This window comes from Shewanella sediminis HAW-EB3 (assembly GCF_000018025.1).
GTDB classification, from domain to species: Bacteria; Pseudomonadota; Gammaproteobacteria; order Enterobacterales; family Shewanellaceae; genus Shewanella; species Shewanella sediminis.
The window spans coordinates 4542480-4559784 of sequence record NC_009831.1 but is presented as its reverse complement, the minus strand read 5'-3'; the positions used below and the strand labels follow the sequence as shown (position 1 = coordinate 4559784).

Sequence of the window (17305 nt, the reverse complement as noted above, 5' to 3'; positions counted from 1 at the left end):
CTTGCAGGAGAGTAAGATGAGATTACAAAAGCTTGCGGTTGCTATTGCGGTATCTGCTGTTTTAGTTGGTTGTAGCGATGATGATGACACACAATTAATTACCTGTGGTGAGGGATCGCTACTCAACCCGGATACTAACATCTGTGAAGTACTTCCCGTTGACCCTGTAGAGCCCGTCGATCCGGTTGTGTGTGGTGAAGGAACCGTTTTAGATACGGAAACCAATACCTGTATCGTTCCGCCAACATCAGGGCCTGTTGATCTATACAACAGCGATAACTGGCAGGAGACCTTCCCTGATCAGCATGCTACTTGGGCTAGTAGCGAAGAGAACACCCCGGAATCTGGCACGCCAACAGATCTACTGGAAGCAAACCCTAATCTGGTCAGTGCATGGGCTGGCTATGGATTTGCGAAAGATTATAACCGCGCCCGAGGTCACCAGTTTGCATTAACCGATGTAATGAAGTCCTTGCGAACAGGCAGCCCAATTGTCGGTCACGACGGTAACGTTGTTGGTGAAGCGATGGCTGCATCTTGCTGGTCTTGTAAGTCTCCAGACGTTGCTCGCATGTACGATCTTGTCGGCGAAGACAAGTTTGCTAACAACAGCTGGTCCACTTGGGGCCATGAAATGAGTAACTCCGTTGGTTGTGCCGATTGTCATGAGTTGGGTGGAATCGACTTACGTCTAAGCCGTCCATACGCTGACCGTGCTATGACTAAAGTTGGCCTAACGTTCGAGGAGCAAGATCACAACGGTCAAGCCAGTCAAACCTGTGCTCAGTGTCACGTTGAATACTATTTCGATGGCACAGACAGTAAAAAGGTTCGCTACCCATGGGATCATTGGGTACCAGGTGTAGAAACCGATTACGCCAGCGTCGTTAGCTACACAGGTGACGACATGCTTTATAAAGGTTTCGCTGCCGAAGCTCAGTTAGCCTACTACGATAACATCAACTTTAAAGACTGGACTAACGCGATATCTGGTACTCCTTCGCTAAAAACACAGCATCCTGAATATGAGAACTTAATGGATAGAACATCTCATGTGATGCCTAACCATCTTGAGTTCAGCTGTAATACTTGTCACATGCCGAAAGCTGAAAATGCGGAAGGGCTTGAGTACTCCAACCACAACGTTAAGTTTGATCCTGCTAAGTTACCAAGCAGCTGTAAAGGGTGTCACGATGACAGCGCGATTGAGTCTATGCTGGAGTCGAGAAAAACTGCAATCAATAACCTTCGCTTTGCAGCCACAGGTACTGACCCACGTCTGACAGAGGCGCACTTTAAGGCACAGGCTATCTGGGCTGCGAACGGTGTTGAAGGCATCGATGCAGGCAAAACCATAGGTGAAGCTAAAGGCAACTATGAGGCAGCACTTAAAGCCGGTAATGATTTAGCTACCGAAATGAATAGCCTGCTAGGTAAAATCCGTAACGCACAGTGGTTCTGGGATAGCGCTACCGCATCTCACGGTATGTATGCTCATAACTTCACAGAAGCAAAACGTCTGTTGGTTAAGTCTAATACTGTCTTAGACGGTGCGATTGCCGAAGCTGACGTACTACTTGCTAAATATGCGCCTAGCTACGTATATGACGCAACTAAGTACGACACTAAGGCGAAAGTACAACCTGAAGCCGGTCTTAACTATGACGCCATGAAAGCTGCTAAAGATGAGTTTATCAATGAGCGTGTTAAGAAAGAGTGGCCAATCGAACTTCGTTAAGTAGACGCATCATCTCTCCTCCGGAGCGTCTCTAAGCAAAATGCCAGTCAGTAAACACTGACTGGCATTTTTTTGTTCCGATTTATCTAGGGACGGCAGTGCTAATTTCTGCTCTGCTGCAGATAATACGCTCACGGAGCAGGTCATAACACCAGTTGTAGACAATCGCGTATACCAGGAAGAAAATGACAACGCCAATATCCATCACAAATACGGTCCAGAAATCTAGCTGCAGTACCCACATCATCAAGGGGAGTGTGGCAAAAATCATACCCAATTCAAAACCGAGTCCATGGCCTATGCGCATTTTAAATGTACGCTCAATGCGGTTATATCCAAATATACGGTCAAAACCCAGGTTGTAAATATAATTCCAACACATCGCAATTAATGACAGTCCGACAGCTAAGCCTGTCGCTGACTTTGCTCCGGCATCGGTAAAGACAGTGGCGGCAGTGATAACAAATACTAAGGCAATCGCTTCAAATAATACGCTGTGAAAAATTCGTTCTTTCGTGTTCATGCTCAATCTCATTTATGTTGTTCACTGATTCATGGTTGCTATAATCATCATTATTTGCGAAAGAAGATAGTTAGTTACTATCAGGAAAAGTGATATGTATAATTTGGAACAGCTGAGAATGTTTGTAGAGACGGCACAATCTGGGTCGTTCTCGGCATGCGCTCGTCGGTTGGGCAAGGTGCAGTCGGCGGTGAGTCAGGGGATTGCAAATCTCGAAATTGAGCTCAATACGACGCTGTTTGATCGTACCAGCCGTAAACCATCATTAACCCCTCACGGTGAGAGATTATTACCGTTTGCTCAAGCCATTCTGCAACAAACTTATGAGCTTGACTCGGTGACCAACGCCCTGAATTTATCCCATGAAACACAGATAAAAATGGCGGTGGACGATGCGTTGCTTCCTGTGACAACGAGCATTCTGAATACTTTTGCAACGCGTTTCCCTGGCACCATTTTGGAGCTTTACGCCGTTTCAACACCCGATGTGTTAACTCTGGTACACACTGGACGAGCGGATTTAGGATTGATGTTTGCGAATAGCGATTTCCCGCAAGAAGTGGATTTGTGTTATGTCGGTAGCTTGCCGTTTAATGGCGTCGTGAGCCCTACGCATCCACTGGCAAACATGGACATAGTCACAGTTGCGGATTTGATCCCACATCGTCAACTGTTGATCCGTGGCCTTGATGGTCAGGCCTTGGCGCACTGCCCTAGTATCTCTTCACATATCTGGTGGGGAAATACCTTTAATGCCGTTAACACTATGGTAAAAGAGGGGCTGGGATGGAGTTATATTCCCGCTTATATGGCAGAGCGATATGAGCATCAGGGTGACATGGTGCGAATGAATCTAAGCTTTGATCATAAGCCGTGGCGAGTGCCGATTGATCGTGTGATGGCAAAACAAAAGGCGAAAGGCCCCGCCTTAATGTGGTTGGCTGATGCTATCGTCAATGTGTTGGATGAATAGAAAGGCAACACAGTCACATCTCTCTAGGGATGGCAGTGCTAATTTCTGCTCTGCTAGTATGCTTAACCCCTTGTTTATCTAAAGTGATACGACAAACTTTACAGTAAGACCATTGACCATTTCCCCCATTAGTCAGGTTCAATGGTCATGTTCTGTTAGAATGTTGCACATAATAATAACTATATGCACGCATTTGGGATCCATGAAAGAATTTATCATCATTGGGGCTGGTCAGTCTGGACTGGCTATGGCTTATAACTTATCCAAAAATAATAAAGACTACTTAATTTTAGATGCCAATGAACACATTGGCGCACCTTGGCTAAAGCGTTGGGATTCTTTAAAGCTCTTTACCCCCACAGAATACAACCACCTTCCAGGTATGCCATTTCCGTTTCCTAAAGGGTATTACCCCAATAAATATGAAGTGGCAGACTACTTAAAAAGTTATGTTGAAAAATTTTCGATGCCGATTGAATTCAATCAAAGAATCACCTCGGTAAAGAAAGTTGATGGTATTTTTGAAATAACCAGTGGTACGGCAAGCTATCAAGCCAAACAGCTCATTATCGCCACGGGCCCCTTCCACACGCCCTATACTCCCGCTTGCCATGTTGATATCGCGGAGAATATTACTCAGTTACATAGTGAAAACTATAAAAGTCCTGAACAGCTGCAAGATGGTGACTGTTTAGTGGTAGGTGCCGGAGATTCTGGGGTGCAAATTTTATCAGAGATTGCCGATACAGGACGTAAAGTGCACTTCTCCGGTACTGATAAAATTACCGCTATCCCACAGTCATTTTTAGGTAAAACCTTGTGGTGGTGGTTCACTAAAATCGGCTTTTTATCCGTTACCCGTTTTAGCAAAATGGGCAAATGGTTGAGCAAGGGTGTGCAGCCCGTTATTGGTACTGACGTGAAGTCACTTCTAGCCAAAACGAATGTGATTCATATGGGAAGAACATTGTCAGCCGATGAAACGAGTATCAAGTTTCAAAAAGGCAGCATCAGCAGTATCAAAAATATTATTTGGGCTACAGGCTTCAAGCCTAACTTCTTTTGGATTGAAGATATCTCTTTTGATGAAATGAACTACCCGAGCAATTATCGTGGGGTCAGTAAAGACGTTGATGGATTATATTTTATTGGCTTACCTTGGCTATACACCCGAGGCTCAGCAACACTCGGCGGCGTATGGAAAGATGCCAAATATTTAATGACCCATATTCAGGAAAATAAATAACTAGGGTCAGAGATAAACTTTCCTCAAAGACAAGGCTCCGGTGTTCAAACTGTAAATCATAATAAGGACGATACAGCTTGTTTTTTGAAAGAACTTTGCTCTTAGTTGGAGTAGGTTCAACGAATAATTGGACTAAATTTGATTGGCAAAGCCGAGGTTTTGCTCGGCTTAGTTTACTTATTTACATCTATTTTTTGACAGGGCTTAGTCCTTTTTCTCTCGACTTCACAGCCGTTTCTAGATCAAAACCACCTAATTGCCAGTTACTGGCTTCTTCGGTATTAAATGACTGGTTTTTCCATTCCATGGCGCTATTTAGCTTGAAGCCTGCTTTTGACCATTCGCTAGATTGTTCTGGAGTAAAGCCTGCACCATGCCAGGCTTGAGCTAGCTCAGCATTAAATCCGATATTTTTCCATGCACTGATGTCTCGTTCTGACATTCCCTTCCATGTAGCTGGTGCAGGTGCTGATGCGCAAGCTGATAACATAAGAATTATCATTGCTGTACTGAGCTTTTTCATATTTTTATCCTTACATTTAAATACTAACTAAAATTGTTATCTGTGATCTAGCAAAACTCAATTTTTAGTCAAGATGTTCGGGAGCCTATCAAGGTGGTTAAACTTCACCACTTTAGTATTGTAGATAGTCGTTAGAATTCAAGATGGAACGGTAATTATCTTTGGCAGTGGAATATTTTGCAGTGGAAATAAGTGGGATCAGAGTAAATAAGTGAGGGGCAGAGTAAACTTTTTCTAGTTAAATAGAGCGAGGCCAAAGCTACAACTGTACCCGTTGGAAATCCTTTGTTTCTCCGAATAATTTCGCCGGGTGTCATGGGACTTTCCTTCGCGGCTAAAGCCGCTCCTACATTAAGCTTGAGCAACTATGTTCGACGAATATGCGGGAGCAGAGTAAACTTTAGCAACTACAAACACCGCTGCAGGTTACAAGACACCCCGTTGGAACCCTTTGCTTCTCAGAAGGATTTCGCCGGGCGTCATGGTACTTTCCTTCGCGGCTAAAGCCGCTCCTACATCAAGCTTGAGCAACTATGTTCGACGAATATGCGGGAGCAGAGTAAACTTTAGCAACTACAAACACCGCTGCAGGTTACAAGACTCCCCGTTGGAACCCTTTGCTTCTCAGAAGGATTTCGCCGGGCGTCATGGTACTTTCCTTCGCGGCTAAAGCCGCTCCTACATCAAGCTTGAGCAACTATGTTCGACGAATATGTAGGGTTAAATAAGTGGGGGCAGAGTAAACTTTCTTAATGCAATCTAAGAGTACAAATGCGGCCGCAGGATACATGAATTTCCCGTTGGAAATTCTTCGCTTCTCAGAAGAATTTCGCCGGGCGTCATGGTGGATGCAAGGAGGATAGGACGAGCAGTCCTCCTTGCCCTGTGCAGGATGGAATCCTGCGATCTTAGTTCCAAACGAAGTTTGGACATCTATAAAGAGTAAATATGATCACTCAGGATCATAATCCAACACTGGTGCCAACCACCGCTCTGTTTCTGCCACACTCATCCCCTTACGCGCCGCATAATCCTCTACCTGATCCCGGCCAATATTGGTCACGCCAAAGTAACGCGACTTAGGATGGGCGAAGTACCAGCCTGATACTGCCGCCGTCGGGAACATGGCGTAGCTTTCGGTGATGTTAAGATCGATCGTCTCATCGGGCTTAAGCAGGTCCCAAAGCAGACCCTTCTCGGTGTGATCGGGGCAGGCCGGATACCCCGGTGCAGGACGAATGCCCTTGTACTTCTCGCGGATCAGCGCTTCATTATCGAGCGCCTCATCACTGGCGTAGCCCCAGAACTCCTTACGTACCCGTTCGTGCATACGCTCGGCGAAGGCTTCGGCCAGACGGTCGGCGAGACTCTTGAGCATGATGGCATTGTAGTCATCGTGATCGGCTTCGAAGCGCTCGATATGCTCGTCGATGCCATGACCTGCGGTGACTGCAAAGCCGCCCATGTAATCGGCAACGCCAGAGTCTTTCGGCGCGACAAAGTCGGCGAGACAGAAGTTGTCGTTACCCACACGCTCTATCTGCATACGCAGGTGATGGGTGGTCATTATTGGTTTCTCGCGGGTTTCGTCCGTCCCATCACAAGAGTAGAGTTCGATATCGTCATGGTTCACCGTGTTGGCCGGGAACAGGCCGATGACGGCCTTGGCGGTGAGCCACTTCTCATCGATGATCTTCTCAAGCATGGCCTTGCCATCATGGAACAGCTTACGTGCCTCTGCGCCGACCACTTCGTCATCTAAAATACGTGGAAAATGTCCATGAAGCTCCCAGCTGCGGAAAAACGGCGTCCAGTCGATGCGATCGACTAAGTCTTCGAGCGGGTAGTCATCGAACACCTGACGACCAAGCTGGTTAGGGACAAATGGAGTGTAGTTTTCCCAGTCGTGTTGGCAGCGGTTATCACGGGCCGCCGCAATGGTGGTGATCTCTTTGCGTTTCGCCTGTGACAGACGCTTTTCGCGCATGATGTCATATTCTTGATAGGCCTCATCTATGGTCGCCTGGCGAGTCTCGTTATTGATGAGTTTAGATACCATAGGTACGGCGCGGGAGGCGTCGGCGATATAGATGGCGCCCTCGGGGGAGTGGGGGGCAATCTTGACCGCGGTATGAATTTTCGAGCAGGTAGCACCGCCGATAATCGAGGGTATGGTGAGCCCTGCCTTATGGAACGATTTTACGTTATGCACCATCTCATCGAGGCTCGGAGTGATAAGGCCGGACATACCTATGATGTCGACATTCTCCGCCTTGGCCACTTCGATGATCTTCTCCACCGGCACCATCACGCCAAGGTCTATCACCTCATAGCCGTTACAGGCCAGCACCACGCCGACGATGTTCTTACCGATATCGTGTACGTCGCCCTTTACCGTCACCATCAAGATCTTGCCGTTTGACTGACCCGGTACCTTCTCTTTTTCGATATAGGGGTTAAGGTAGGCCACGGCCTTCTTCATCACCCGAGCCGATTTCACCACCTGAGGCAAGAACATCTTACCCGAGCCGAACAGGTCGCCGACGATATTCATACCGTCCATCAGAGGCCCTTCGATGACATCCAGCGGACGGGAGGCATTGGCTCGCGCCTCTTCGGTGTCTTCATCGATAAAGTCGGTGATCCCTTTAACCAGTGCATGGGCAAGACGTTTATTGACATCCCAGCTGCGCCACTCCAGATCTTCCTTCTTGGCGGTTTGACTGCCATCCCCGCGGAACCTCTCTGCGACCTCTAATAAAAGCTCGGTGTTGTTGGTTTCGCTGCCATCTGAACCAAGAGCGGTGCAGGGCAAGTTTTGGACAATCGCCTCTACTCTCTCTTTTAACTCTGCATCGATATCGTCATAGATGGCCAGCTGACCCGCGTTGACGATACCCATGTCCATGCCCGCCTGAATGGCGTGATAGAGGAAGACGGCGTGAATCGCCTCTCGTACGGGGTTGTTACCGCGGAACGAGAAGGAGACGTTTGATACTCCGCCGGAGATCATGGCGTGGGGCAGGGTGCGTTTAATTTCACGGGTGGCCTCGATAAAGTCGACCGCATAGTTGTCGTGCTCGTCGATACCCGTGGCGATGGCGAAGATGTTGGGATCGAAGATGATGTCTTCCGGCGGGAAGCCCACTTTATCTACCAGCACACGATAGGCACGGGTACAGATCTCAATTTTACGTGCCTTGGTGTCGGCCTGTCCCTCTTCATCGAACGCCATGATAATCGCCGCGGCGCCGTAGCGTTTAACCAGCTTGGCCTGCTGAATAAACTTCTCCTCACCCTCTTTAAGGGAGATGGAGTTGACGATGCCTTTACCCTGAATACACTTGAGGCCCGCTTCGATCACCTCCCACTTCGAGGAGTCGATCATGATAGGCACACGTGAGATGTCGGGCTCGGAGGCGATAAGGTTGAGAAATTTGTGCATCATCTCGACGCCGTCGAGCATGCCTTCATCCATGTTGATATCGATGATCTGTGCGCCGTTCTCCACCTGATCACGGGCGACAGAGAGCGCCTCCTCATATTCGCCGGTCTTGATCAGCCGCAGAAACTTGGCCGAGCCGGTGACGTTGGTGCGTTCACCCACGTTCAGAAACAGCGAGTTGGCATCTATGGTGAGCGGCTCGAGGCCTGACAGACGGCAGGCCACCGGGATGTCGGGCAGGGCGCGCGCCGGGTGTTTGATGACGGCTTCGCGGATCGCGCGGATATGGTCGGGCGTGGTGCCGCAGCAGCCGCCGACGATATTTAAAAATCCCTCTTCGGCCCACTGGCCTATGACTTCGGCCATCTCGGCGGGCGTCTCGTCGTAGCCACCAAACTCGTTCGGCAGGCCCGCATTGGGGTGCGCCGAGACATAACACTCGGATATTTTCGATAGCTCTTCGACGTAGGCACGCAGCTCTTTCGGGCCCAGTGCACAGTTAAGGCCGATAGACAGCGGCTTTACATGGCGCAGCGAGTTGTAGAAGGCCTCGGTTGTCTGGCCTGTCAGGGTGCGACCCGACGCATCTGTGATGGTGCCTGAGATCATGATAGGCAGGCGCGTACCTAAGTTCTCGAACACGGTTTCGATGGCAAACAGTGCGGCCTTGGCGTTCAGGGTATCGAAGATGGTTTCCACCATGATGATATCCGAGCCACCTTCGATAAGCGCATCGATAGACTCGATATAGGCCTCGACCAGCTCGTCGAAGCTGACATTACGAAAGCCGGGGTCATTTACATCGGGGCTGATGGAGCAGGTGCGGTTGGTCGGGCCTAATACGCCGGCCACATAGCAGGCACGGCCTGTCTCGGCTTCAACCTCATCGGCCGCTTCGCGGGCAAGGCGGGCGCCATTCAGATTGATCTCTGCCGAGAGCTCCTGCATGTCGTAATCGGCCATAGCGATGCGGGTCGCGTTGAAGGTGTTGGTTTCGATAATGTCGGCACCGGCGAGCAGGTAATCTTTGTGGATCTGCTTGATGGCGGCGCTCTGAGTGAGCACTAACAGGTCGTTGTTGCCTTTGACGTCGCAGGGCCACTCGTTGAAGCGCTCGCCACGAAAGTCGGCCTCTTCAAACTTGCGGTCCTGGATCATGGTGCCCATGGCGCCGTCGAGGATCAGGATACTGTCTTTTAGCTGTTGGCTGATCTGTGGGCCAATATCTCTTATTTTTTTTGAGTTACTTAGGGTGCCAGTGGCCATAAATTCTACCTGCCTTCGAATACGAGTTTTAGATGTTTATACGTATAGACGTCTATAATAGAACAGACTCACACGATAGTCGAGTCGACTTTTTAAGCCCGTAACCGGCTCGGAACTCCCCTATAGATTAGCCCTTTCAGTACGGATTTTTCCACTCTTTGTGGCTCTGAACTATGCTTTAGAAAGACCCTTTGCTGGAGATACCATGGTGTGGAGGAAAATCAATAATCAGCCTGCTTTCAGAATATTAACTTTGGTGTTGGCCTTTTTTATAACGTCCTGGCCTGTCTCAACTTATTTCACTCTGAGCCTGTCGACCATGTTGCTTAGTATTACACTGATCTGGTTGTGTTTAATTCTGTTCTTGTTTGCTTTGGTTAAGTAGGTTTAGTCAGTGAACAACGTTGACAGTCAGCCCCTCGTCCCGTTTATTGTAAGTTGCAGACCTGCATCTTCTGCATATAACGCTATAGGCGGGAGTAGCTTATGATGAGCGCCTCCAGCCTTCTGCTGGTGATATTTTCCTATGTGGCCCTGCTGTATATGCTGGCGTCATGGGCCGAGTCCGGCAGTGAACGGGCCAGGAAGCTGACAACCAGTGCCGCAGTTTATGCGCTGTCACTCGCCATCTTTTGTACCAGTTGGACCTTCTTTGGTAGTGTCGGTTTCGCTACCCGTTCCAGCATATTGATGCTCTCTATCTATCTTGGGCCGACACTCTTGATGATCGTTATCTGGCCCTTGATGCAGCGAGTGTTGCTGATAAAACAGATCTACAGGGTTACCAGCATCGCCGACTTCCTTTCGGCCCGATTCAACCGCAGTATCTTCCTTGCCGGCCTCGCCGCGACCGTCGCCATGGTGGGGATCGTTCCCTATCTGGCGCTGCAACTCAAAGCGATAAACACCGCCATCGATCTCGTCCTGGAGACCGAAGACGGTGTTGCGGCCAATGAGATTGCCTGGCTGGTCTGGTTGGGCGTCGCCCTGTTTACCATTATCTTCGGTATTCGACATCTGGATCCCACCGAGAGGCACCCGGGCATGATGCTGGCGCTCGCTGTCGAGGGAATGGTTAAATTGCTGGCCATGCTGTCTGTGGGGGTGTTTGTCGGTTTTGTGATGTTTGATTCTCCACTGGTCATCCTCGAGCTGCTTGAACAGAAGATGCCCGAGGCGGCTCAGGGGATGTCATCCAAGCCCGAGTTTGTCACCTGGGTCAGTTATCTGCTGCTCGCAGGTTCCGCCTTTATGTTACTGCCACGCCAGTTTCATGTCATGGTGGTTGAAAATCCCGATGTGAAACATATTAAGAAGGTGCAGTGGTGGCTGCCCATCTATCTGATATTAATGACTATTTTTATCACGCCTATAGCCGCTGCGGGTATGTTACTGCTTGGTCCGGAAACGGCGGATAGTTATATGCTATCCCTGCCTATGCTTGCCGGGCAGGATCTGCTCACCCTATTCGTATTTATCGGCGGTTTCTCTGCCTCTATGGCCATGTTGATGGTGTCCGGCATGACGCTCTCCACCATGTTCAGTAACCATTTAGTCCTGCCTCTGCTGCAGTGGAGTAATCCGGGTAGCGGCTTGAAAAGGTACCTGCTTCAGTCCAGGTGGCTGGCGGTGTTTATTGTGCTGGGGGCGGGACAGATGTTCTACCTCTATCTGGGTGAGTCATACATGTTAGTGAACATGGGCATGATCTCCTTCGCCGCCGTATTGCAATTTCTCCCCTTAGTGATTGCCGGACTCTATTGGCCTAAGGTCACCGCAAAGGGGGCCTCTGCGGGCTTGATGGTGGGCTTTATTGTGTGGGCATACTGCCTGCTACTGCCCGCGATAATGAAGAGTGGCTGGATAGATGCGGATATTCTTGAGTTAGGGCCATGGGGACTCTATTGGTTGCACCCCGAACACCTGATGGGCACCGAGATGGATAAGATAAGCCACGGGGCATTGTGGTCTCTGGCGGGAAACGTCACAGCCTTGGTCTTTGGCAGCCTGTTCTCGAAGGTGACGGGAGAGGAGCAGAGATATAACGCCGAGTTTATGGATGTTATGGCTGAGCGCGTCGCCGAAGACGAGGCGATTATGGATACCTTGCCCCGTAATATTGAGCTCAAACCTAAGTTGAAGTTACTGAAGGGAATATTTGGGCAGTACCTACCTGCCGAACAGGCTGAAGTTAAAGTGAAAGCCTGTTTAGTCGAGGCTGAGCTCAATGATGATGAGCTGATTAATGTGCAGGAGCTGGCCTATCTGGAGAGGGCGACAGAGAGATTGCTCAGCGGTATCACCGGAGCCGCGGTGGCTCATATGGTGGTCACTCAATCAAACATCTATTCAGAGAAAGAGAGTATGACTCTGGAGCGCTATTATGCCCAGTTGCTGGCTCAGTTGAAGATCAGTCCCGCTCAACTGCGGCAGCAACTGAACTACTCGAAAGAGAAGGAGCAGTTTGCTCAGCGATACTCAGAGCAGATGGAAAAACTGGTGGAGGAGAGAACCCGTGAGCTTCGCTCGACGCTGGATCAACTTAAGAGTGCTCAGCATAAACTGGTTGAGACGGAGAAACAGGCGTCGTTAGGTAAGATGGTGGCGGGCATTGCCCATGAGATCAATACCCCAATCGGTGTCTGTGTCACCGCGGCGTCCCACCTTCATGATGAGGTGATCGAGGTCAAGAAGATGTTCTCAGATGGTGAGCTCAGTGAAGATGAATTTGCAGGTTTTATGCAAACCTGCATCGAAGCCATGGATATTATTCTTAAGAATAATGCCCGAGCCTCTAAGTTAATTCAGAGCTTCAAGCGGGTTGCGGTCGATCAATCCAGTGAGGAGTTGCGGGAGTTCGAGCTCAATGAGTATCTCGAAGAGATATTGATGTCGCTCAGGCCGACACTCAAGAAGGTGCCCCATGAGATAAAGATCGACTGTGACTTCAGCTTAAGCTGTAACACCTATCCCGGTGTCCTGTCTCAGGTTATAACTAATCTGATCATGAATAGCCTGCTGCATGCATTTCTCCCGGAGCAGGTGGGAGAGATCATCATAACCGTAAAAATCAGAGATGATTGGGTATTACTGGATTATCGCGATGATGGTATCGGACTCGATGAAGAGGGAGTGAAGAGTCTGTTCGACCCTTTCTATACGACAAAGCGTAATCAGGGGGGCAGCGGTTTGGGGACCCATCTTGTGTACAATTTGGTCACGCAAAAACTCAGGGGCGAAGTTGAGATTGAGACCTCACCCAATCAGGGACTCTGTTATCACATACGTTTCCCAAGGAACCTACAGAAGCTTGAGCGGGATCTGGGTGAGCATATTTAGCCGTGAGTGGTTTGTGGCTTTCAATGGAGGCCTGGGGAGAGGTTGGGGGTGGTGATAGGTAAAGCTATTCTCTCCGCCTCGAAAAGACGGTATAAATAGGTGAGCCTGACCTATTGCCGATAACAGCCTGGATAGAAAAATATTATGAGTAGCAGTGAAGCCCATCACGAGCACGAAGCAACTCTCGAAGCAGAACGTGAGGAGCTGGAGCAAACAACGCCTAATCCGGGGATCACCACGACCTTCTACCTTATGCGTCATGGTGAGTGTGAGGGAGGACAGATCCTGAGGGGACATACGGATGTCTCCTTGAGTGAGAATGGCCGTAAGCAGATGTTTGATGCCGTCGAAGCCGCGGATATTAGTTTCGATCACATTATCAGCTCCCCCCTGCGTCGCTGTTGTGAATTTGCCCTCAGGCTCTACCTGAAAAGAGAGGTGCCGCTTAAACTCGAAGACGGTTTCAAGGAGATGAACTTTGGTGATTGGGACGGAGAAACATTAGAGAGCCTGTATCAGAACTGCGCGGGGCCTATCGAAGCCTATTGGAAGAACCCGTGGGCGAGCACGCCGCCTGATGGAGAGACGATGCTGGATTTCGAGGCCAGAATCGATCGCGCCTGGGAGTCGATACTCAATCAACACCGGGGTCAATCTCTGCTGCTGGTGACCCATGCGGGGGTCATACGCCACCTGATGGCCAGTGCATTGGGGGTTAGCGGGGTCGCGGGGTTTTATACTCAACTGAGCCTGGCCTACGCGGCGATAGTGAAAATCACTGTCTATACCACGGCCCAAGGGACACACTTTCCTCAGCTTCACTGGGGGTAAACTGTTCTAGGTTCTAGGTTCTAGGTTCTAGGTTCTAGGTTCTAGGTTCTAGGTTCTAGGTTCTAGGTTCTAGGTTCTGGCGTGATATGACCGCGGGTTAGGAGACTGGGGACGCACTCGTATCTGCCTCAACTGCACCGGAATTCATCTTAATCAGAGTGGCGAGCCTTTCCTGTGCCCCTTTCTTGTGCAAGAGTAATACCAATCAGTATAAGAAAGTGATCTACTCAGAGCTATTTTGGGCAAACTAATTCGAGGCGGATAACTGATGTAATGGTGCTCCCTTTCGAAGTTATTCAACGAAGAAGTAGGCAGCCCAAAAAGCTCCTAAAAGGCGAGTTTTAGCGCATCTGATGCTGTGTTAACGAGCTTAAACGTAGAATAACTATGCTCTTCACTCGTTGCCTTGCCTCAGAAACGCTAAACTCTCGCTGAGCGATCACATCTTTATACTGATTGGTATAAAATTGAGAACCATGATTTTTCACCTCTGTCAGGCGTCGGGCTTTGCCTTAATTCATAAAAGCGGCATAATAACCGCTCTCAGACACTCTTCACTCTTAAGCCTGCTCTTGAAACATGAGCTTGGAACATAAGCTTTAAACATTGGCTGTTAAGTGGGTGGAGAGGATCGCAAAATCAGGTGTTGAGAGCCACTGTCGAAAGATGGGGGTAACTCAAACTTAAAAGGGAACCGGGAGCTTTAGTGAATCGAAAGCATAAGCCCGGACTGTGCCCGCAACTGTGAGTGTTTTGAAGAAGCCGAGAGGTTCTAGGTTCTAGGTTCTAAGTCCTAGAAACTTCTTCAAACCATGAGTCAGGATACCTGCCTAATTTTGTCGCTAAAGAACTTGAGCGGGTAACTCGAGGGGAAGTGTCATGCTATCTTTTTTTAGCTTTTTTGCTGGTTTATTCACCGCTTTGTCCTGCTCTATTAATTCACGAAAGCCAGCTCGTGCAATACCGTCATGCCTTGAGTTTATGCGGTATGCTTCGCGTCGTGTATTCCACTCCTCTCCTGTTTTTTCATATAAACCGGCAAAACCGGCTAATTCATTTGAGTTAGCTAAATCATATAAGACATTTCAGTCAATGTTGTTGGCGGTGAGGTTATCGGCTTGAAATCATGGCGTAAAAAAACCTCTACTCTTGATAACATGAGTGGGGATAAAAACAGTGGTGATAAAGAGCATCGCGATGAAATGCATAGCGTTAACAAGGCGTGTGCGTTAGCGGTCAGCGACCTTAGGTGGCATGCCGATGACCGGGCGATTCTATCCGATATAAGCTTTTCATTAGCCAAGGGTGAGATGTTAGGCATCATAGGGCCAAACGGTGCGGGGAAATCCAGCCTGCTGCGGTGTCTATATCGTTATATTAAGCCGGATAACGGAACGATTAGCCTATTTGGGCAAAATACTTCTCACTTCTCTGCAAAAGAGTTTGCCAGACAAGTTGCGGTGGTACTGCAAGACACTCCCCATCACTTTGAGTTAACCACTGAACAACTGGTTGCTATCGGATTAACTCCTCACAAGGGGCCGTTCGATCTCACGACCTCTGCGGATAGAAGACTCGTTGCGGATGCGTTAGAAAAAGTGGGGCTAACCCATAAGGCCGGCCAAGTCTATGAGCACCTCTCCGGCGGCGAAAAGCAGCGGGCGCTGATCGCCAGAGCGATAGTACAACAGCCTAAGCTGCTTATCTTGGATGAACCCACTAACCATTTAGATATTCGTTATCAGATCCAGGTCATGGAGTTGCTTCGTGAGATTGGGATCTCGGTGATCACCTCTATTCATGATCTGAATTTAGCCAGTGCCATGTGCGATCAGCTGTTACTCCTCGATGATGGCCGCTCTGTCGCTCATGGGACGCCTAAGTCTGTGCTCACCGAGGCGCGTATCAGCGAGGTATTCGGTGTGTGTTGCAGTACGCAGCCTCACCCTCAGCATGGTAACCCTCAGATCAGCTATTTCTATGGCTACTCTCATGGCGACAACGCTAATGATAAGAACGCGCATGATGAGAACATGAGTGCAGGTATGAGTCACTGGAACAGCACGGAAAGGCATAAACAAGATGAAGACTAGCCCGATTAATTCAGCCTCGACTTCTACCAAAGGACGAGTCGATATCGGCCATAAATGGGTGGTGCCGGGATTGTCGCTATTGAGTCTGATAACCCTGCTGGCCGCAGCCAGCTTTGGCGCCGCCAATATCTCATTCAGTGATGTGATTAATGTTGTATTACATAACACCTTTGGTACGGCCATTTTTGGTATGACAGAGGTGTCAGGCATCGCCGAGCGTATCGTTATGGAGTTGAGATTCCCCCGCATTTTGTTGGCCTTTATTGCCGGAGCCGGGCTCTCTGTTGCGGGTAGTGTGTTGCAAACGGTGACGCGTAATCCGCTGGCCGATCCATATCTGTTCGGCATCTCATCGGGCGCCTCATTTGGTGCCGTGATGGTCATTACGTTTTTCACAGGCTCAAGCGTGGGGGCAGCCTCAGGGCTATCTGCTGGTTCAGGGCTTTTTACCGGCTCAGGGCTGTTCGAGCTGCTTAGTTGGATAAGTCTGCCACTGGGTGCGTTCCTCGGGGCCGGGGTGTCGGTGCTCATGGTGTTGAGCTTATGCGGACGCAATATGAGTAGTCAGATTGAACGCATGTTGCTTTCCGGTGTGGCGATCTCATTCATGTTCGGCGCGTTAACCAGTTTGCTGCTCTATTTTTCCAGTCCTCAGGCGGCCGCGTCTGTGCTGTTTTGGAGTCTTGGAAGCTTCGCAAAAGCGAGTTGGGAGGGTTTGTTATTTCCGGCCGTCGTTGTCTGTGCTGCTACCGGGATCATCTTGTTGTTTAAGCGTCAGATAATGGCGATGCGGGCCGGTGATGAAACAGCCCATACCTTAGGCATCAATGTCAGTCGGTTGCGACTGCAGATGTTACTGCTCTGCTCCCTCATTACGGCCATCTTAGTCGCTAACTGTGGTGGTATCGGCTTTGTGGGCTTAATGATCCCCCATACGGTACGCATGCTCTTTCCGGGACGATTCCCGCTAATTACGACCGCCTTAGTCGGTGGCCTGTTTATGGTATGGATTGATGTCTTGGCGAGAACTCTGCTGAGCAGTCAGGAGTTACCCGTAGGCATCATCACCGCCGTCATAGGCAGTATCTTCTTCCTGTTTATCCTGGGCAGCAGAAGGTAGGAGCGGCTCGTAGAGGCAGCTACGAGTCTCGGGCTGCGAGCTACGAGGTTTGACATTCTCCATGTAGGAGCGGCTTTAGCCGCGAAGCTTTTGGGCTCCGAGGTTCGAGTTACGAGGTTCTAGCTACAGGCGTTATTGCTGGAGTGCGACATTCTCCATGTAGGAGCGGCTTTAGCCGCGAATGTTTAAATAAAAAATAACGCAAAAC

The 17305-nt window shown here is 49.4% G+C and carries 10 protein-coding genes and 1 riboswitch; of the genes, 7 read left to right on the top strand and 3 right to left on the bottom strand.

What is annotated here, in order from left to right:
* The first annotated feature begins 16 nt into the window (after positions 1–16).
* Entirely contained in the window at positions 17–1738 is a 1722-nt protein-coding gene (locus SSED_RS19570) for an ammonia-forming cytochrome c nitrite reductase subunit c552 (RefSeq protein WP_012144078.1), read from the top strand.
* A gap of 82 nt (positions 1739–1820) precedes the next feature.
* On the opposite strand, the gene SSED_RS19565 is transcribed toward SSED_RS19570, so the two are convergent.
* Complete coding sequence (locus SSED_RS19565) at positions 1821–2261, bottom strand: PACE efflux transporter (protein WP_041421816.1); 441 nt, start codon at positions 2259–2261, stop codon at positions 1821–1823.
* A gap of 94 nt (positions 2262–2355) precedes the next feature.
* Between SSED_RS19565 and SSED_RS19560 the strand changes: the two genes are divergently transcribed.
* Positions 2356–3234, top strand: a complete 879-nt coding sequence (locus SSED_RS19560) for a LysR family transcriptional regulator (protein ID WP_012144076.1) — start codon at positions 2356–2358, stop codon at positions 3232–3234.
* Between the two features lie 202 nt (positions 3235–3436).
* Complete coding sequence (locus tag SSED_RS19555) at positions 3437–4480, top strand: flavin-containing monooxygenase (RefSeq protein ID WP_041421815.1); 1044 nt, start codon at positions 3437–3439, stop codon at positions 4478–4480.
* Between the two features lie 187 nt (positions 4481–4667).
* Here the strand turns inward: SSED_RS19555 and SSED_RS19550 are convergent, their stop codons facing one another.
* Positions 4668–5003 carry a hypothetical protein gene (locus SSED_RS19550; RefSeq protein WP_041421814.1) on the bottom strand — a complete coding sequence of 112 codons (336 nt, stop codon included), beginning with the start codon at positions 5001–5003 and terminating at the stop codon, positions 4668–4670.
* Positions 5004–5955: 952 nt separating this feature from the next.
* Positions 5956–9714 carry a methionine synthase gene (gene metH, locus SSED_RS19545; protein ID WP_012144073.1) on the bottom strand — a complete coding sequence of 1253 codons (3759 nt, stop codon included), beginning with the start codon at positions 9712–9714 and terminating at the stop codon, positions 5956–5958.
* A gap of 486 nt (positions 9715–10200) precedes the next feature.
* On the opposite strand from metH, the gene SSED_RS19540 reads away from it, so the two are divergent.
* The 4 genes from SSED_RS19540 (at position 10201) to SSED_RS19525 (ending at position 17097) form a co-directional block, all read left to right on the top strand.
* Positions 10201–13053, top strand: a complete 2853-nt coding sequence (locus SSED_RS19540; protein ID WP_012144072.1) for an ATP-binding protein — start codon at positions 10201–10203, stop codon at positions 13051–13053.
* A gap of 144 nt (positions 13054–13197) precedes the next feature.
* The gene (locus tag SSED_RS19535) at positions 13198–13884 is read left to right on the top strand and encodes a histidine phosphatase family protein (RefSeq protein ID WP_012144071.1); all 687 of its coding nucleotides are present in this window, start codon (positions 13198–13200) and stop codon (positions 13882–13884) included.
* Positions 13885–14509: 625 nt separating this feature from the next.
* Positions 14510–14732: riboswitch (cobalamin riboswitch) on the top strand.
* Between the two features lie 354 nt (positions 14733–15086).
* Positions 15087–15977, top strand: a complete 891-nt coding sequence (locus tag SSED_RS19530; RefSeq protein WP_150104459.1) for an ABC transporter ATP-binding protein — start codon at positions 15087–15089, stop codon at positions 15975–15977.
* On the top strand, positions 15967–17097 hold the full coding sequence (locus tag SSED_RS19525) for a FecCD family ABC transporter permease (RefSeq protein WP_012144069.1): 1131 nt from the start codon (positions 15967–15969) through the stop codon (positions 17095–17097). The genes SSED_RS19530 and SSED_RS19525 overlap by 11 nt, the downstream gene beginning before the upstream one ends.
* The last annotated feature ends 208 nt before the right edge of the window (positions 17098–17305 follow it).